17 protein-coding genes are annotated in these 17411 nt (G+C 51.1%); 6 read left to right on the forward strand and 11 right to left on the reverse strand.

Annotated elements, in window-relative coordinates; translation table 11 throughout:
• Positions 1–118 precede the first annotated feature (118 nt).
• Positions 119–520: a hypothetical protein gene (locus Q4563_RS02575; protein ID WP_303603487.1), complete on the forward strand. Its 402-nt coding sequence runs from the start codon at positions 119–121 to the stop codon at positions 518–520.
• On the opposite strand, the gene Q4563_RS02580 is transcribed toward Q4563_RS02575, so the two are convergent.
• Positions 492–1751, reverse strand: a complete 1260-nt coding sequence (locus Q4563_RS02580; protein ID WP_215977697.1) for a valine--pyruvate transaminase — start codon at positions 1749–1751, stop codon at positions 492–494. The genes Q4563_RS02575 and Q4563_RS02580 overlap by 29 nt on opposite strands.
• A 14-nt stretch (positions 1752–1765) precedes the next feature.
• Positions 1766–2131: a response regulator gene (locus Q4563_RS02585; protein WP_215977787.1), complete on the reverse strand. Its 366-nt coding sequence runs from the start codon at positions 2129–2131 to the stop codon at positions 1766–1768.
• Positions 2132–2357: 226 nt separating this feature from the next.
• On the opposite strand from Q4563_RS02585, the gene arsC reads away from it, so the two are divergent.
• The 4 genes from arsC to sppA are packed head-to-tail and all read left to right on the forward strand — an operon-like array spanning position 2358 to position 5570.
• Positions 2358–2699, forward strand: a complete 342-nt coding sequence (gene arsC, locus Q4563_RS02590; RefSeq protein ID WP_303603488.1) for an arsenate reductase (glutaredoxin) — start codon at positions 2358–2360, stop codon at positions 2697–2699.
• Complete coding sequence (gene wrbA / locus Q4563_RS02595; protein WP_303603489.1) at positions 2696–3292, forward strand: NAD(P)H:quinone oxidoreductase; 597 nt, start codon at positions 2696–2698, stop codon at positions 3290–3292. The genes arsC and wrbA overlap by 4 nt, the downstream gene beginning before the upstream one ends.
• On the forward strand, positions 3289–3702 hold the full coding sequence (locus Q4563_RS02600; protein ID WP_215977700.1) for a DUF2069 domain-containing protein: 414 nt from the start codon (positions 3289–3291) through the stop codon (positions 3700–3702). Before wrbA ends, Q4563_RS02600 begins: the two co-directional genes overlap by 4 nt.
• A 23-nt stretch (positions 3703–3725) precedes the next feature.
• Positions 3726–5570, forward strand: coding sequence for a signal peptide peptidase SppA (gene sppA, locus Q4563_RS02605; protein WP_303603490.1), 1845 nt, complete (start codon positions 3726–3728; stop codon positions 5568–5570).
• A 161-nt stretch (positions 5571–5731) separates the two neighbouring features.
• On the opposite strand, the gene Q4563_RS02610 is transcribed toward sppA, so the two are convergent.
• The 3 genes from Q4563_RS02610 to udk form a co-directional block, all read right to left on the reverse strand.
• Complete coding sequence (locus Q4563_RS02610) at positions 5732–6403, reverse strand: class I SAM-dependent methyltransferase (protein WP_303603491.1); 672 nt, start codon at positions 6401–6403, stop codon at positions 5732–5734.
• A gap of 197 nt (positions 6404–6600) precedes the next feature.
• Complete coding sequence (locus Q4563_RS02615; protein ID WP_336623026.1) at positions 6601–7818, reverse strand: NupC/NupG family nucleoside CNT transporter; 1218 nt, start codon at positions 7816–7818, stop codon at positions 6601–6603.
• A gap of 1 nt (position 7819) precedes the next feature.
• Complete coding sequence (gene udk / locus Q4563_RS02620) at positions 7820–8428, reverse strand: uridine kinase (protein WP_303603492.1); 609 nt, start codon at positions 8426–8428, stop codon at positions 7820–7822.
• A gap of 44 nt (positions 8429–8472) precedes the next feature.
• On the opposite strand from udk, the gene Q4563_RS02625 reads away from it, so the two are divergent.
• Positions 8473–9075 carry a uracil-DNA glycosylase family protein gene (locus Q4563_RS02625; protein ID WP_303603493.1) on the forward strand — a complete coding sequence of 201 codons (603 nt, stop codon included), beginning with the start codon at positions 8473–8475 and terminating at the stop codon, positions 9073–9075.
• Between the two features lie 94 nt (positions 9076–9169).
• Here Q4563_RS02625 and nspC read toward each other — a convergent pair whose 3' ends face one another.
• The 6 genes from nspC to lpdA all read right to left on the reverse strand — a co-directional run bounded on the left by nspC (position 9170) and on the right by lpdA (position 17402).
• Positions 9170–10339 carry a carboxynorspermidine decarboxylase gene (gene nspC, locus Q4563_RS02630; RefSeq protein WP_215977705.1) on the reverse strand — a complete coding sequence of 390 codons (1170 nt, stop codon included), beginning with the start codon at positions 10337–10339 and terminating at the stop codon, positions 9170–9172.
• A 66-nt stretch (positions 10340–10405) separates the two neighbouring features.
• Positions 10406–11608 carry a saccharopine dehydrogenase family protein gene (locus Q4563_RS02635; protein WP_303603494.1) on the reverse strand — a complete coding sequence of 401 codons (1203 nt, stop codon included), beginning with the start codon at positions 11606–11608 and terminating at the stop codon, positions 10406–10408.
• Positions 11609–11637: 29 nt separating this feature from the next.
• A complete protein-coding gene (speA, locus tag Q4563_RS02640; protein WP_215977707.1) occupies positions 11638–13560 on the reverse strand; it encodes a biosynthetic arginine decarboxylase in 1923 nt (640 codons plus the stop codon).
• A gap of 169 nt (positions 13561–13729) precedes the next feature.
• Positions 13730–14602 carry a succinate--CoA ligase subunit alpha gene (sucD, locus tag Q4563_RS02645; RefSeq protein WP_215977708.1) on the reverse strand — a complete coding sequence of 291 codons (873 nt, stop codon included), beginning with the start codon at positions 14600–14602 and terminating at the stop codon, positions 13730–13732.
• Positions 14603–15769: an ADP-forming succinate--CoA ligase subunit beta gene (gene sucC / locus Q4563_RS02650; protein WP_215977709.1), complete on the reverse strand. Its 1167-nt coding sequence runs from the start codon at positions 15767–15769 to the stop codon at positions 14603–14605.
• 178 nt (positions 15770–15947) lie between these two features.
• A complete protein-coding gene (lpdA, locus tag Q4563_RS02655) occupies positions 15948–17402 on the reverse strand; it encodes a dihydrolipoyl dehydrogenase (RefSeq protein ID WP_215977710.1) in 1455 nt (484 codons plus the stop codon).
• Positions 17403–17411 lie beyond the last annotated feature (9 nt).

The raw sequence follows: 17411 nt of genomic DNA on the forward strand, positions 1-17411 counted from the left end.
CTAAATTTATGGGCACTGGCTGTGGAAAGCCCCCCTTACGAACTCAACCTGGAAGCTTTCGCAGCACTAGGTCTGGCGCGCTCAAGGGATTTTACTACAGCCGGATAGACCGCCATCCATGCAGTTTGACAACCAAGGTTTCTCGACAACTATGCCCAAGCTATTCGACGTGATTGTCTGTGGTAGTGAAATTTTTTTTGAAAACCATACCGAGAGTGCTATTACCGGCTTTCTTACCTGCCGACGAATTGAAGCGACCGATGAACAACAAGCAGCGGTTCACGCCTGCCATAAAGTGCTTATTGACTGGAACCAGAATCACAACAGTGATCGCAAGCTTGGGGTTCCCAGCCTACATGTTGAGCTCATCAAAAATGCAAACCGCTGGGTAAACCGCGCCCCCACCGACGAGTATTATTTTTACGATAGTCAAGCGCGCAAACGCGAACACTTCCAGCACTTATGCCAAAGCACCCGTCCCTGGTATCGGCTCAGCCGTCCTGCTCGTAAACCTGAGTAACCTCCTGCGCGATAATCTGTGCCGCTCGCTCAATAACATCCGCCGGCTGTGCGTAGCTTAACCTTATACACTCGTAACGGTGGCGCCAGGGCTCGGTCAATCCCGGAAAAAAATGCTCGCCGGCGATCACTAACACCCCTTTCGCTTTTAAGCGCTCATAGAGCGCCTGCGAGGTGATTGGCAAGCCCTCAAACCACAACCAGAGAAAGATTGCTCCTTCCGGTTTGTGCAGACGGTAAGGTAAATGAGCCAGTGCCCGCTGGAGCACCTGCACGGCCTGATGGCAGCGCTGCTGGTAAAAAGGGGCAATACTCTGACGCCCCATGGCGAGCAGCTGTTCGCGCTTAAGCAGCTCGTGGGCCACCGCCGGGCCGATATTGCCTGCAGCCAAACTAATGACCGTATTGGCTTTGGCGAAGGCTTCAATCAATGGCTCGGCGGCAATCACAATAGAGGTTCGAGCGCCGGGAAACCCTAGCTTAGAGAGGCTTAAGACCAAAATCGTATTGTCATTCCAGCGACAGCTGGCCTCGGTAAAAACAATGCCGGGAAATGGCAGCCCGTAAGCACCATCGATTATTAAAGGCACTGCGGCGCTTTGAGCGAGCCTATCCAGCGCAGCCATCTCGGTATCGCCAATCATATTGCCCGTGGGGTTAGTGGGCCGCGAAACACACAATGCTGCGCTATTGGGCTCGACCGTCAGACTGTCGAGATCGAGATGGTATTTAAATTCGTGCTCACTTAAGCGCTCTATGCTGGGCCGGTTGGCATGAAAAAAGTCCGGCGTAAGCCCCAGCTCGCTGTAGCCCAAATACTCAGGCACCAGAGGTAATTGTATTTGCCGGTTAGAGCCGTCGCTGTGGCGTCCGGCCAAGAGGTTGAACAGGGTAAAAAAAGCGCTCTGACTGCCGTTGGCTAAGGCAATATTGGCAGCACCTACCCCCCACTCGAACTGCTGATTTAAGTGCTCGGCCAGGCTCTTGCGAAAAACAAGATCACCCGCGGGCGACTGATAAACGCCAAACATCTCGTGGGCTCGCTCAGGCTGGTCCAGCACATGACGGGCCGCATCACTCAACAAGGACTCTACCGCCTCAATCCGAGCCGGATTACCACCGCCGAGAAATAGCATATCGGGGTTTTCACGCAAAGCTGTGCCAAGATCGTCCATCAGCGAGACAATACCGGAGCCGGCGGTCAAGCGCTGACCAAATTCAGAAAACTGCATGTGAAAAGATACTTCTAGATAAGCCCAAAACGGCGCAGTGTATCTTGCAACTTATCGGCGTTAATGGGTTTTTGAATAAAATCGAGGGCGCCTAAGCCGGTCACCCGCTCTAGTGCGTCGGGTTGAATATCACCCGAAATCACGATGATCACGCTTTTTAGATTTTCCTGTTGAACGGTCTCAAGTACTTGATAACCGTCCATTTCAGGCATGGTGAGATCTAAAAAGACCATTTCACCTTGACCGGCACGTATAGCCTCCACCGCCTCAAGACCATTAGTGGCGAAGGTAATGTCTACCTCCCACTCAGGGGGCAGTGAGCGCGCAACCTGCTTGCGGGCCATTTTCGAGTCATCACAAATTAACAGCGGTGTACTCATTGAGGCTTTTGAGTCCATTTAAATTTATCTTGAGGGCGACTGCGTATTATTAAAGATGCCCTTCGCAGTATAGCGAAGAGATACTGTCCAATAACAAGACAATATACGGTTTTTAACACTGTGCGCAAGACTCAAGGGAGCAATAAGACTTTTAGCCGGTTACGTTAAGCGCCCGCTTACCGATATAATCGGCTTTTACACTCTTAGCTTGAGCTGGAATTTCTCTATGCAACTTTATCACAACCCTCGCTGCTCCAAGTCTCGGCAGGCACTGAGCCTACTAGAAGAGCGCGGCGTTAGCCCCCAAATCATCAAGTACCTAGACGAAACCCCCAGTGTGTCGGAGCTGGCCGAGGTTATTAAAAAATTGGGGATTACTCCGCGCGAACTGCTACGCAAGGGAGAGGCGGCCTACAAAGAGCTAAATTTGGCCGATCCGGCACTCAGTGACCAACACATTATTCAAGCGATGCAGCAAAACCCAAAGCTGATTGAGCGCCCTATTGCGATTGTCGACAACAAGGCCGTCATTGGCCGCCCACCAGAAAACGTGCTGGAGTTATTGTGACACCCTACGTTCTTGTACTGTATTACTCGCGCCACGGTGCCACCGCCGAGCTGGCCCAAGCGATAGCGCGCGGAGTTGAGTCGGTTTCTGGCATTGAGGCCAAGCTGCGCACCGTGCCAAGCGTCTCCCCTGACACCGAGGCAAGTCTGCCCCAGGTGCCAACTGACGGCGCCGTGTATTGCAGCAAAGACGAGCTTAGGCACTGTAGCGCTCTGGCACTGGGCAGCCCCACCCGCTTCGGTAATATGGCCGCTCCGCTTAAATATTTTCTCGACGGCACCAGCGATTTGTGGCTCAACGGTGACCTGATTGATAAACCCGCCGGTGTGTTTACCTCCACCGGCAGTTTACACGGTGGGCAAGAAACCACCTTGGTCAGCATGATGTTGCCACTGCTGCATCACGGCATGCTAATCAGTGGTATTCCCTACAGCGAAGCTGAGTTAAACAACACTCGCCACGGCGGCACACCCTACGGCGCCAGCCACTGGAGTGATGCGAGCACCGAGCTGAGCGACTCCGAGCGAACGCTGTGTCATGCTCAGGGCGCGCGCTTAGCAAAGCTGGCTTTGGCACTGGGGGCTCAGCGATGAAAATCCCCCAGTACGAAGCTCACGATATTGCCCCTTTAACCCGCAAATACCACATAGCGCGTTTGGTTTGTCTGTGCTCGCTGTGCCTTTTGAGTGCTCTTTTCACCTGGGTTAACTTAACCGAGGCAAATGGCAGTTGGGTGCGATGGAGCATTCAAACTCTGCCACTCGCGCTGTTTATTCCCGGCTGTTTTAGAGGCCACTATCGCACTTACAGCTGGCTATGCTTTGTGGTGTTGTTTTATTTTATGGGGTTTGTCGTCAATGCTATGTCGCCCACGGCCAGCGTGCTCGATTACCTCGGAGTTTTGGTTACCGTGGTAGTGTTTTGCGCCGCCATGATGGGCAGCCGCTGGCGCCAACACAGTTTATTGGCAGCTCGACAAAATCCGAACGCCGCCCCCCTTTAACCCGCTAAGAAAGGACTCATTCTGTGAGTGATACACATTCTTCACGCAACCCCGTTGCTCGGTTCTTTTCCTTCATTTGGCGGGGACTAACCTGCTTGCGCCGCGCCCTGGCCAACTTGATATTTCTCGCTATTATAGTGGCCATTATTGTCGCCATCAGCCAGCGCGAAGCGGATATATTGCCCGACAATTTTGCGCTTTATATCGCCCCCTCAGGATTTTTAGTCGATGAGCGGCAGCCCGTCGCGCCACTGGCTGCGCTAAACGGGAGCGATCCTTATGAATCGGAAACTTTGGTCAGTGATCTGGTACAAGCCATTACCAATGCCCGCACGGACGAGCGTATCACCCATTTAGTATTAGATCTTAACTACCTCGCCAGCAGCGGCATCAGCAAATTGTATGAGGTTGGCCAAGCCCTGCAGAGCTTTAAAGACAGCGGCAAAGAGATCATCGCCTATAGCGATCATTACAATCAGGCTCAATATTATTTAGCCAGCCATGCCAACACCATTTATTTACACGATATGGGCCATGTAATGTTAATGGGCTATGGCAGCTACCGCAGTTATTTTAAAGAAGCCATCGACAAGCTCGGCATTAACTTTCATATTTTCCGTGCCGGAAAATTTAAAGATGCGGTCGAGCCATTTATGCGCAATGACATGTCCGATGCCTCGCGTCAGCATAACCGTCAATGGATCAATCAACTATGGAACCTGTACACCAGTCGGGTGGAAACACAACGTTCATTGCCCGTTGGCGCTATTGATAACTTAATTGAACATATCCAACAGCGTCTCGAAGTGGCCGCAGGTGACCCCGCCCAAATGGCACTGACAGCAGGCTTAGTGGATCACGTGCACAGCCGCCAGCACCTTCGTGCCGAACTGATCGATCAATTCGGTTACGACCGGCAAGCCGACAGTTTTAAAGCCGTTAACTGGTACCGCTATTTAGATCATCAACATTCTTTACCTTTGCCTGGTAAGTCCTATGTTGGGGTCATCAATGCCAGTGGTACTATCTACGACGGTGAGCAGCCACCGGGTACTGTAGGCAGCGATTCCTTTATCAATTTATTACGTCAAGCCCGTGATGATGGCGACATAAAAGCCTTAGTGATTCGTATCGACAGTCCCGGTGGCAGCGCATTTGCCTCCGAAGTTATTCGAGCAGAAATTCAAGCGGTGCGCGATTCCGGCATTCCCGTTTTAATTAGCATGGGGGGCGTTGCCGCCTCGGGCGGGTATTGGATGGCCACCAGTGCCGATGAAATTTGGGCGCTCCCCAGCACCATCACAGGCTCAATCGGAGTATTCAGTGTGATTCCCACCCTCGATCAATCGCTGGATAAGCTCGGCATCCACACCGATGGTATCGGCAGCACGTCACTGGCCGGAGCCATGAACCCCGCCCTGCCTATGGATAAGCAAACTGCTTTTATTATGCAAAGTAGTGTCGATGGAATATACCGCCGGTTTATAAATACCGTTGCCGAGGCGCGCGGCCTCAGTGCAGAGCAGGTGGATCAAATTGGTCAGGGGCGGGTTTGGAGTGGTGCCAAAGCACTAGAAATAGGATTGGTGGATAAGTTGGGCACCTTAACCGATACCCTTGAAGCGGCAGCGGCCTATGCCAAGCTAGAGCAGTGGGAGGTAAAAACCATTGAACAACCGCTCACGCCCTTCGAGCAATTTATGCAACAGCTATCAAGTGTGAGTATTCCACTACCCGAGAGCGCCGAGCGGGCGCTATCAAGTTTAGCGCAACTGGACTCCGCCACCTCAATCGGCGCAGCCCTGCAGCTTGAGCCCAACCGTGTTTACGCCCAGTGTTTAGACTGTACGGTATGGTCTGAACAATAAACCCGACTATCAGACCCCGCCCCCCAGCGTGCGGACGGGGCCTGATCAAGTAATCTGAGAGACTAAGACTGGAGAGTCAGCCGAAGCCACCCCTGAAAACCGTACAACGGTTTGGAGGTGGCAGCGACAACAGTTTTACCCACCCCTACTTCAGACCGCGCTTATTTCCCATCAACTTGCAGAATAAACTTTGACGTCTTCCAGGGTTGGCTAATGCGGTGCTCGATCAGGTCGCAACCGAATTTATCTTCACACAGATCGAACAAACTCAAAAAGGGTGTACGCCCCGGATCGGCAATCAATATATTCTTCACGCCCGCGGCCCGCGCTCTTTTTATAAGATTAAACAGCGGCTTGGTCATTTCATCCCAGAAACAAATCTCACTGCCAATCAGTGTATGGACACCCTCAAGATCTTTTTTGGTGATTTTCTCAAAGCGCTTCGTCATAAACTCAACACGCTTCACCTGATTGGCCGATTTTACAAATTCAACGTAAGGCGCCAAGGCACCGTCGGCGTCCAATGCCGTCACTCGGGCGTCAAAGTGCTTTGCCATAAAACAGCTCAGCCCACCCCAGCCACAGCCTATTTCCATAACACGGGCACGCTTTTTAATAGGGTTATCCAGCAAATAATCCATTAACACCGCGCTGGAGCGCCACACTTTATTACCGTGCAGCGAAGGCTCCTCCGCCTCGCGCTTTAAGCGACGAATTTCCGGGTGCTGGCCTTTGGGCAACAGTATGCCGCGCAAGGAGTGAAAGTGCTTCTCGGTACTGTCCGACTTATTTGTTTGCGTTTTTTTTGTTTGCGACTTCTTTTTTGCGGCCACGATTTCCCCCAAATAAATCAAATTAGCCAAGCAGACTGTTGAAAAATTCTATGCATGCTCAGTGTAAAAGCCTGAGTACGTATGGGGTTTTTCAACAACCTGCTAGCACTGCATGTTAGCACGCACAGGCACAATGGTTCTATCTCACTGAATTTAACTGCGACGCCATAACAATCGGTCGCCGAATGATTTGCTCATTAAACAGAGACAATAAAGATGGATGCGATTGCCGCGCTCATCATATTGGCAAAAAAACCGGCAAACACAGCCTTAAGCCCCATGCTGGCAACTTCGGCGCGACGGGTTGGTGCCAGCGTGGCAAAGCCACCCAGCAACACCGCCAGCGACCCAAAATTGGCAAAGCCACATAGAGCAAAGGATGCGATGGCTTCTGAGCGGGCCGATAAAGCATCGCGCTGAGCGGCGAGATCAATAAAAGCCACAAACTCATTTAGTACTAACTTCTGCCCGATCAAACTGCCCACGATTCGGGTTTCTTCCCAGGGCACACCCAGCAAAAAAGCTAAAGGCCGAAAAATTCCACCCAACACCCATTGCATACTGAGATAGTCCATCCCCAACCAGCCGCCAACCACAGCCAACATTCCATTTACCATCGCAATAAGGCTGATAAACGCCAGTAACATAGCCCCGATATTGGCGGCCATTTTCATACCATTACTGGCCCCTGTGGCCGCAGCGTCAAACACGTTAGCATTGCCCTCAGAATCTTCGGCAATAGCCAGGTCGTCGCGCGGTGTTTCGGTTTCGGGCACCATCAGCTTGGCCATCAAAAAACCGCCGGGCGCCGCCATAAAGCTGGCCGCAAGCAGATACTTAAGCTCCACACCTAAACCGACATACCCAGCCAGTACCGACCCCGCAACGGTCGAAAGCCCCCCAACCATTACCGCAAACAACTCAGACCGTGTCATGGTGGGCAGGTAGGGTTTCACCACCATAGGAGCCTCGGTATGCCCCACAAAAATATTCGCTGTCGCGGATAATGATTCGGCGCGGCTTGTATTCAATAAAAACCGCAATGCGCCCCCGAGCAAGCGAATAACCCACTGCATTATGCCGAGGTAATAGAGTACGGAGACAAAAGAGGCAAAAAAAACGACCACTGGCAACACATTAAAGGCGAAAATAAAACCGACAGAATCCCCGCTCAAGCCACCAAACATAAATTCAATACCAGCGCGGCCATAGCCAATCACACTGTAGACACCATCAGACAAATGTTTAAGCGCAGATCGCCCCCAGGAGGAGTACAACACCAGCGCTCCCAACCCCAACTGAGCCGCAAAAGCCACCAGAATCGTGCGCCAGTTAATTTGAGAGCGGTTTTCACTCAAAGCAAAGGCCAGCAACAGCAAAGTCGCCATACCCAACAGACTAATCAGAACGTGCAAGTCACATCTCCTTAAGGAGTGAATCGTATACCCAGCGGTTTGAACCACCGTCACTGGCCACTATATCGGCCCACTGTCGCTGCGGAGCAACATATTGCTCAAACATTGGCTCTACATGGTTTTTAAATTGTGCCCGGACCGATGACTCTACTCGCCCCCGCTGCTTCACATCCCGCGCCAGTCGGCGTTCAAAACAAGTCTCAAGCGGCGTTTTCAGGTACACACCAGTGTCAACTAAGCTTCGTATTTGTGGCCAGTGCAACGCCAGAATACCTTCAAAGATAATGACATCCACAGGTACTTGCTGGCACACTTTGGAAGCGCGTTTGTGTTCGGCATAGTCGTATTGTGGCATCTCAATCGATTGACCGGCTTTCAATGATTGCAGAGACTGAATCAATGTCTTATGGTCGAAACTGGCGGGATGATCAAAATTGATAGCCGCGCGCTCAGTGAGACTGCGGGCAGAAAAATCACGATAATAACTGTCCTGAGCAAGGACACAACAGCTGTATTGCCCCTGCTCCGTAAAGGCAGTCTTTAGATAGTGAGCCAGGCTTGTTTTTCCCGAACCTGATACGCCGGCGACGGCAAAGAGTAAACTACGCAAACAATATTCCCCCAATGAAACGTCATTATAGAGGTCGTTGCGCTGTGAATGATGACAATTTGATTGCAAGTCACTGTGAAACTCTATTGCACAGGGTGCGCCAGTGTACGGAATGCGCCGAACACTTGCCCTTTCCACCCCGTCCAATCCTGCAAGCCAGTAGCCGTTCGCGTATTCTAATTGCCGCACAGGCCCCGGGGAAACTGGCTCACGACTCTGGCTTGGCGTTTAACGACCCGAGCGGTGACCGCTTGCGCCGGTGGTTGGGTGTGGACTCTACAACATTTTATAATTCGAACAATTTTGCGCTATTGCCTATGGGGTTTTGTTTTCCGGGGGCAGGTAAAAGCGGTGATTTAGCGCCGCGGCCAGAGTGTGCCCCGCTCTGGCGACAGCCCCTGCTGGATCATTTAAGTCATATTAGACTCACACTGGTTATCGGGCAGTACGCCCAAGCCTGGCACCTGCCCAACAGCGGCAAAAGCGTCACCGAGCGCGTACAGCAATGGCACGTACTCTGGCCCGATATACTGCCCCTGCCCCACCCCAGCGGCCGTAACAATCGCTGGTTAAAACGCAACCCATGGTTTGAGCAAGAAGTCGTTCCCATGCTACAGGAGCGGATCAAAACCTTATTATCAGTTTAAGATCATCATTAACGGCGGGTTTCAGCGCAACAACACCGTCATCGATGGCGTCTCTTTTTGTTCACCGCAATTCGTTTCCCGCCAGCCTAACTTCCTATGACAACCGAGATTTAAAGTCCTCGTAGCCAAACTCACGTATCACCTGTAACTCTTCGGTGCGCGAATCCCAAATGGCGATAGCCGGCAGGTTAATGCCGTTAAATGTCGTGGTTTTAACCATGGTGTAGTGGGCCATATCGTCAAACACAAGGCGCTGGCCGACTTCGAGTGGGGCGTCAAAGCTGTAATCGCCAATCACATCCCCGGCTAAGCAAGTCATCCCTCCCAGACGGTAGGTATGGGCTTTTTCGTCGGGCATGCCCGCGTTCAATATATCGGCACGATATGGCATTTCTAAGGTATCCGGCATATGGCAGGTAGCGGAGGTATCCAGTATGGCTTGGGGAACCGTACTGACAAAAGTATCCAACACCTCGGCCACCAAAACACCGCTGCGAATGGCTGTGGCCTCACCCGGCTCAATATAGACCTGCACGTTATATCGCTGGGCAAAGCCGCGAATTAATGCAATCAGCTCGTCCACTTGATAATCTTCACGAGAGATATGGTGACCACCGCCAAAGTTTACCCACTGGGCTTGATGCAGGAGTGTGCCAAACTTTTCTTCGACCACTTTAATGGTTCGCGCTAAGGGCGGCACGTCATGTTCGCACAAGGTGTGAAAATGCAAACCGGTAATGCCCTCGGGTAAATGTTCGGAAAACTGGGCGCGGGGAATGCCCATACGCGATTTGGGGGCGCACGGATCGTAAATAGGAACATCCCCCTCCGAGTGCTCCGGATTAATTCGCAGCCCAAATTGCATTGATGGTCGTTTTTGTTTGGCCGCCATGGCAGTGGCTTGAAAACGCTCCCATTGCGATAACGAATTAAACAATACATGGTCCGACAGCTGCAGTACCTGTTCTAAGTCTTCAGGTTTATAGGCTGCCGAATAGGTGTGCACTTCGCCACCATAGTACTCGCGGGCCAGCCGCGCTTCGTTCACCCCACTGGCACAACTGCCGGATAAATAACGTTGAAATAAATCGCCTAAAGACCAACAACTAAACGCTTTAAGTGCGGCTAAAACTTTGGCACCACTGGCCTCGCCGACGCGATGCAATATTTTTAAATTGTCCTCAACTGCGGCTTTGTCTATGACAAAACAAGGGGACGGCACTCGGGTCGGGTCGAAATTATCAAAGTATCGGCGCTTATGCATAATTTACTCACTGATAAAAAAGCCCGTCTTAGACGGGCTTTAAAACACGGTTGGCAGGCAAAAACGTTAATCTTCCATGCCGGTCACTTGATTTAGCTCAACCACCTGCCAGGGCAAGCCGTACTGGTTTAAATCTTCCATAAAGGGGTCCGGGTCTAGCTGTTCCATATTCCAAACTCCGGCGCCGGCCCATTTTTTCTCCAGCATCATCTTGGCGCCAATCATCGCCGGCACCCCGGTCGTGTAAGAAATGGCTTGAGATTGCACCTCGGCATAGCAGGCTTCGTGATCGCAAATATTGTAAATATAGTAGGTTTTTTCTACACCGTCTTTCACCCCGCGCGCCAGGCAGCCAATGCAGGTTTTCCCCTTGGTCAGAGGCCCGAGGCTGGCCGGGTCGGGCAAAAGTGCCTTAAGAAATTGCAGAGGTATAATTTCTTTACCTTCAAACTCGACCGGCTCAATGGATGTCATGCCAATGTTACCCAGCACTTCTAAATGCTTTAGGTAATTATCAGAGAAAGTCATCCAAAAGCGGGCCCGCTTAATTTCCGGCAGGTGCTTGGTTATAGACTCCAACTCTTCGTGATACATCAGGTAGATTTGTTTGGGGCCGATGCCGGCGGGAAAGTCAAATGAGCGATTTTCTTCCAGTGGACCGGTTTCTTGCCAGTCGCCGTCTCGCCAATAGCGACCATTGGCGGTCACTTCCCGAATGTTAATTTCGGGGTTAAAATTAGTCGCAAAGGGCTGGCCATGATCACCGGCATTGCAATCTATAATATCCAGATAGTGAATTTCATCCAGGTAATGCTTCTTTAAATAGGCGGTGTATACATTAGTTACCCCCGGATCGAAGCCCGAGCCCAACAGCGCCATACGCCCGGCACTTTTGAACTTATCCTGATAGGCCCACTGCCACTTATATTCAAATTTAGCTTCTTCTGGTGGCTCGTAGTTAGCCGTGTCTAAATAATCCACGCCGGCTGCCAAACAGGCATCCATAATGGCCAAATCCTGATAAGGCAAGGCCACGTTTATGACCAGATCAGGTTTTTCTGCTTTGAGCAGTGCGGTCGTTGCCTCGACATCATCGGCATCGATTTGCGCCGTTGTGACCGGGCGCGGCAATTGCGCGGCAATTGCCTTACATTTTGCCTCGGTGCGACTCGCCAGTACGATTTCGGTAAATACATCGGACAATTGAGCACACTTGTGTGCCACTACACCACCGACACCGCCGGCGCCAATAATCATTACTTTAGCCATAATTTTCTGACCCTTTTACCGTATTGAACTTATCGTTCAAAGTAAGTGTAACCACGCAAACTTTCAGAATAAGCCGCCAGCATATTCTGACGCTCTGATACCGTTATCCGGCCATCGCGCACGGCTTGTTCGGCCGCCATTCGGAACTGGCGAAACATAGACTGTGGATCGTACTCCACATAGCTAAGTACATCGGCGATACTATCACCGTGCAACTCATGCACAAAATCAAGACTGCCATCGCTGTTGATTCGAACGCTGGCCACGTTGGTGTCGCCAAATAGGTTGTGCAAGTCCCCCAGGGTTTCTTGATAAGCCCCGACCAAAAACACCCCTAAATAATACTCTTCGCCGCTATTAACCGGGTGCAGGGAAACCGTATTGGTCTCCCCCTCGGGGCCAGCAAAACGGTCTAGCTTACCGTCGCAATCACAGGTTAAATCCGCGATGGTTGCCTGCCGGCTAGGCTGTTCATTTAACCGGTGGATGGGCATGACCGGGAACACTTGATTAATCGCCCAGGAATCCGGCAGCGATTGGAACACACTAAAATTACCGTAGTAGATGTCGGCCAACTGTTCTGGCAGCTGCTCCAACTCAGCGGGTATTCTTTTCATTTCTGGCAGCAGTTGCATAATACTTTGCAACCCCGACAAACACAGATTTTCGGCAAATGCGCGGTCACGCAGGTTAATTTCACCGCTAAAAAAGCAATCGCGCACCTGATCCCGGTAATAAATAACGTCGTTATAGCACTCTTGCAATTTTTCCAGACGTACACCCTTGACGGTGTACCACAGGTTAGAAATTTGCTCGTGCAAGTTTTCCGGCAGCTGTTCAGGCACCGGGCCCGGTTTGAAATGGCCGACGTCGAGTATGTTAAACAAGAGTACTGAGGTGTGGGCAACTGTGGCCCGCCCGGATTCGGTGACAATAGTCGGGTGTGGCAACTGGTGGGCATCAAGCTGTTGGGCGATTGCCTCAACCACATCGACACAATACTCCTCTACCGAGTAGTTGCGACTGTGCCCACTGGCACTGGAGGTGCCGTCATAGTCGATTGCAAGCCCACCGCCCAAATCCATATAGCTTAAGGGAGCGCCCTCACCCACAAGCTCGATATAATAGCGGCAAGCCTCCAGTACTCCGGTTCGAATATTGCGAATATTCGGTATTTGTGAACCCAGATGAAAATGCAACAGTTGCAAACAGTGCAGCAACTGGCTGGCTTTGAGCTGATCAATCACTTCAACCAGATCTTTGGTCGTAAGGCCAAACAGACTGCGATCACCGCTGTCCTCTGCCCAGTGACCATCAACCTTAGTGGATAGTTTTAGGCGTACACCTATCATCGGGTCAATGTCGAGAATCCGGCTGCGCTCAATGACCAATTTAACCTCAGCCAGAGTTTCCAGAACAAAAATGCATTTAAAGCCCAGCTTGCGTGCCTGCAGCCCCAAATCGATAAATTCGGCGTCTTTATAGCCGTTGCAAATAATCAGGCTTTCGCGGTTTTGCAATACCGACATGGCAATCATCAGTTCGGCTTTACTGCCCGCCTCCAAACCGTGATTGTATCGCTCGCCAAAACGTGCGATCTCTTCCACGATATGGCTTTGCTGGTTTACCTTAATCGGAAAGGCGCCGCGATACTCGCCTTGGTAACCCGTAGTCGCTATCGCCTGAGCAAAGGATTCATTGAGAATACTGAGGCGGCTATCCACTAGGTTTTCAATGCGCAAGAGTACCGGCATTTCCAGACCACGCTGGGACAAGCCATCAATAATATCGGTCAGGGCGACAGCCACTTCACCGTTGTCACCCGAAGCGCGCACCTCGACATTGCCTTCGGCACTGACGCCAAAATAGCCACTGCCCCACTCATCGATACCATAAAGCTCTGCCGACTGCTTGGCAGACCACCGGTTAACTTGTGAGTCGTTCAATCGCATATCTCCTTTGAGGGCAGCACGAGCGCAATGAGCTCGCTAAAGTCGCGCAATTTCCCACACTTTCAGATAAATGAAAAGCGGTTTTACACCTTTTTATAAGCTGTACAGAGTATTGCGGCGGATACAAAAAAGGCGGCCCAAGGCCGCCTTTTTGACTGCAGGTTAAAACTTACCAACCCGTCAGCTCTTTCAGTGCATCGCCGATACCGGCCAGGCTGCGCACAGTTTTTACACCGGCGTCTTCCAGGGCGGCAAACTTATCATCAGCGGTACCTTGACCACCAGAGATAATAGCACCGGCATGGCCCATGCGCTTTCCTGGAGGCGCGGTAACACCCGCAATGTAAGAAACAACCGGCTTAGTGACGTTGTCCTTGATGTAAGCGGCCGCTTCTTCTTCAGCGGTACCACCGATTTCACCGATCATAACAATCGCTTCGGTTTGTGGATCTTCCTGGAACAACTTCAAAATATCGATGAAGTTAGAGCCCGGAATTGGATCGCCACCAATACCGACACAGCTAGACTGGCCATAACCGAAATCTGTGGTTTGTTTAACCGCTTCATAGGTCAAAGTACCAGAGCGAGAAACAATACCAACCTTACCTGGCTTGTGAATGTGACCGGGCATAATGCCGATTTTACATTCGCCTGGAGTAATCACACCTGGGCAGTTAGGGCCGATCAGGGTAACACCCAGCTCGTCACACTTCACTTTACAGTCCAGCATGTCCATAGTGGGCACGCCTTCGGTAATACAAACGATCAGCTTAATGCCGCCGTTGGCCGCTTCCAGGATTGAGTCCTTACAAAAAGGCGCTGGCACGTAGATAACAGAGGCCTCGGCACCGGTTTCGGCAACCGCTTCGGCTACTGTGTTAAACACAGGCAGACCCAAGTGCGTTTGACCGCCTTTACCTGGAGTTACACCACCAACCATTTTTGTACCGTAGGCAATCGCTTGCTCGGAGTGAAAGGTACCCTGAGAACCGGTAAAGCCCTGACAGATAACCTTAGTCTCTTTATTGATCAATACGCTCATTTATTTACCCTCCGCTGCTTTTACCACTTGCTCGGCAGCGTCAGTCAGACTGGTCGCAGCAATAATGTTCAAACCGCTGTCTGCCAATACTTTAGCACCCAGCTCCGCGTTGTTACCTTCCAGGCGCACAACCACGGGGATTTTAACACCCACCTCTTCGACTGCTCCGATCACACCTTCAGCGATCAGGTCACAGCGAACAATACCGCCAAAGATGTTAATCAATACGGCTTTTACGTTGTCGTCAGACAGGATGATTTTGAATGCTTCAACAACACGCTCTTTGGTAGCACCGCCACCTACGTCGAGGAAGTTAGCAGGCTGACCACCGTGCAGTTTAACGATGTCCATGGTACCCATGGCCAAACCAGCACCGTTTACCATGCAGCCAATGTTGCCATCCAGAGCAACGTAGTTCAGCTCCCACTGGGCTGCGTGCGCTTCGCGCTCGTCTTCCTGGCTAGGGTCGTGCATTTCGTGCAGATCTGGGTGGCGATACATAGCGTTGCCATCCACGCCCACTTTGGCGTCCAGACAGTGCAGATCACCGGCCGGGGTAATAACCAGCGGATTGATTTCAACCAGAGCCAAATCTTTTTCTTTAAACATTTTGCCCAGACCCATAAAGATCTGTACAAATTGTTTGATTTGCTTGCCTTCCAGACCCAATTTAAACGCTAAATCGCGCGCTTGGTATGGCTGTGGGCCTACCAGTGGATCGATGGTTGCCTTGAGGATTTTCTCAGGGGTTTCTTCGGCCACTTTTTCAATTTCAACGCCACCTTCGGTCGACGCCATAAATACGATACGACGGCTGGAGCGATCAACAACAGCGCCCAAGTACAATTCTTGGTCAATGTCGGTGCAGCTCTCAACCAAAATACGGCTGACCGGCTGGCCTTTTTCATCAGTTTGGTAAGTAACCAGATTTTTACCCAGCCACTGCTTAGCAAAGGCTTCAATTTCACTTTTCGATTTAACCAGCTTTACACCACCGGCTTTACCGCGGCCACCAGCGTGTACCTGGGCCTTAACAACATACTCTTCTCCACCGATGGTATCGGCAGCGGCTACAGCCTCAGCAGGTGTCTGCGCAGCAACACCCTGGGAGACGGGCAAACCGTATTGTGCAAACAATTGTTTGCCTTGGTACTCATGCAGATTCATGATGCTCTTCCGTTTATTAACGTGAATTAAATAACGACAGCGAAACTAGGCTTGCGCCCTTTTCGCCCCTTGTTTCTTCCCAGCTACCGGTGCCTTGTGGCTCTAAGGTTCGGCAGCCACAGGGCCCAAGAGCATTGACTCATGGGACCTGCATTTTTCTTTGTTGTTGGAATAATTATTACTTGCGCTTTTTGCGATTCGGCATGTGAATGGCGTGACCACCAACCGCCAAAGCGGCCTCTTTCACAGCTTCAGAGAAGGTCGGGTGACCGAATACGGTCATGCCAATGTCTTCAGCACTGGAGCCAAATTCCATCGCAATCGCTACCTGCTGAACCAAGTCAGAGGCGGCGGGACCGACAATATGAGCACCCAAAACACGATCGGTTTTAGCGTGAGCGATGATTTTCACCATGCCTTCAGCTTCATCCGAAGCTACGGCACGACCTACCGCCATAAAGGGGAAGGTGCCTACTTCATACTCTTCACCTTCGGCTTTAAGTTGCTCTTCGGTTTTACCCACAGAGGCGACTTCAGGGTGAGTGTAGATCACGTTAGGAATAATGTCGTAGTTCACCAGAGGCTTTTGGCCGGCAATACGCTCAGCAACCATAACGCCTTCTTCGGAACCTTTGTGAGCCAGCATCGGACCACGAACAACATCACCCACAGCCCAAACGCCCGGGGCGTCGGTTGAGCACAAGTCGTTAACGTAAACGAAACCGCGCTCATCCAGATTCACACCACTGTCTTCCGACAACAGACCTTCGGTGAAAGGTTTACGGCCAACACACACGATCAGCTTATCGAACACTTCTTTTTGCTCGTTGCCGTCTTTATCGGTGTAAGTCACTTCGACTTCTTTTTTCTTGCCTTTGCCCTTAACTTCGGAGCCCGTTACACGGCTGCTCAGACGAATATCAAGACCTTGTTTGGTAAAGATTTTTTGTGACTCTTTGGCAATCTGTTGATCCATCATGGCCAGGAAACTGTCCATGGCTTCGAGCAACACGACTTTTGAACCCAGACGCTTCCACACACTACCCAGCTCAAGACCGATAACACCGGCACCAATAACACCGAGGCGCTCAGGCACTTCTTGAAATTCCAAAGCGCCAGTAGAGTCAACGATAACGTCGTTATCAACCGGGGCCACTGGAATGTTCACAGGGATAGAACCCGAGGCCAGAATAACGTTGTCAGCTTCCAATACGGTGGTTTTACCATCGTTATCGGTAAACTCAACTTTTTTACCTGCCAGTAATTTACCTGTGCCATACAAGCTGGTGACCTTGTTGGACATAAACAGGCCAGCAACGCCGCCAGACATTTGCTTAACAACAGCTTCTTTACGTTTGATCATGGCCGGAACGTCAATGGCCAGTTTGCCAGTGCTGATACCGTGCTTCTCAAAACCATCGTGGGCGTAATGGTATTTGTGGGAGCTATCGAGCAGTGCTTTCGATGGGATGCAACCGGTGTTTAAGCAGGTACCGCCATTAATCCCTTTACCGTCTTTATCTTTCCACTTTTCGATACAGGCAGTTTTTAAACCCAGTTGAGCACAGCGGATAGCACCTACATAACCGGCAGGGCCAGAACCAATTACAATCACATCGTATTTGTCAGACATAGTCTTCTT

It is taken from the genome of Gilvimarinus sp. 1_MG-2023 (assembly GCF_030548285.1).

Coding starts and splice junctions, on each gene's coding strand:
- nspC (WP_215977705.1), bottom strand. CDS start 10,339: ATGCATAAGCGCCGATACTTTGATAATTTCGACCCGACCCGAGTGCCG.
- arsC (WP_303603488.1), top strand. CDS start 2,358: ATGCAACTTTATCACAACCCTCGCTGCTCCAAGTCTCGGCAGGCACTG.
- Q4563_RS02585 (WP_215977787.1), bottom strand. CDS start 2,131: ATGAGTACACCGCTGTTAATTTGTGATGACTCGAAAATGGCCCGCAAG.
- lpdA (WP_215977710.1), bottom strand. CDS start 17,402: ATGTCTGACAAATACGATGTGATTGTAATTGGTTCTGGCCCTGCCGGT.
- Q4563_RS02635 (WP_303603494.1), bottom strand. CDS start 11,608: ATGGCTAAAGTAATGATTATTGGCGCCGGCGGTGTCGGTGGTGTAGTG.
- Q4563_RS02600 (WP_215977700.1), top strand. CDS start 3,289: ATGAAAATCCCCCAGTACGAAGCTCACGATATTGCCCCTTTAACCCGC.
- sucD (WP_215977708.1), bottom strand. CDS start 14,602: ATGAGCGTATTGATCAATAAAGAGACTAAGGTTATCTGTCAGGGCTTT.
- Q4563_RS02580 (WP_215977697.1), bottom strand. CDS start 1,751: ATGCAGTTTTCTGAATTTGGTCAGCGCTTGACCGCCGGCTCCGGTATT.
- sucC (WP_215977709.1), bottom strand. CDS start 15,769: ATGAATCTGCATGAGTACCAAGGCAAACAATTGTTTGCACAATACGGT.
- Q4563_RS02575 (WP_303603487.1), top strand. CDS start 119: ATGCAGTTTGACAACCAAGGTTTCTCGACAACTATGCCCAAGCTATTC.
- speA (WP_215977707.1), bottom strand. CDS start 13,560: ATGCGATTGAACGACTCACAAGTTAACCGGTGGTCTGCCAAGCAGTCG.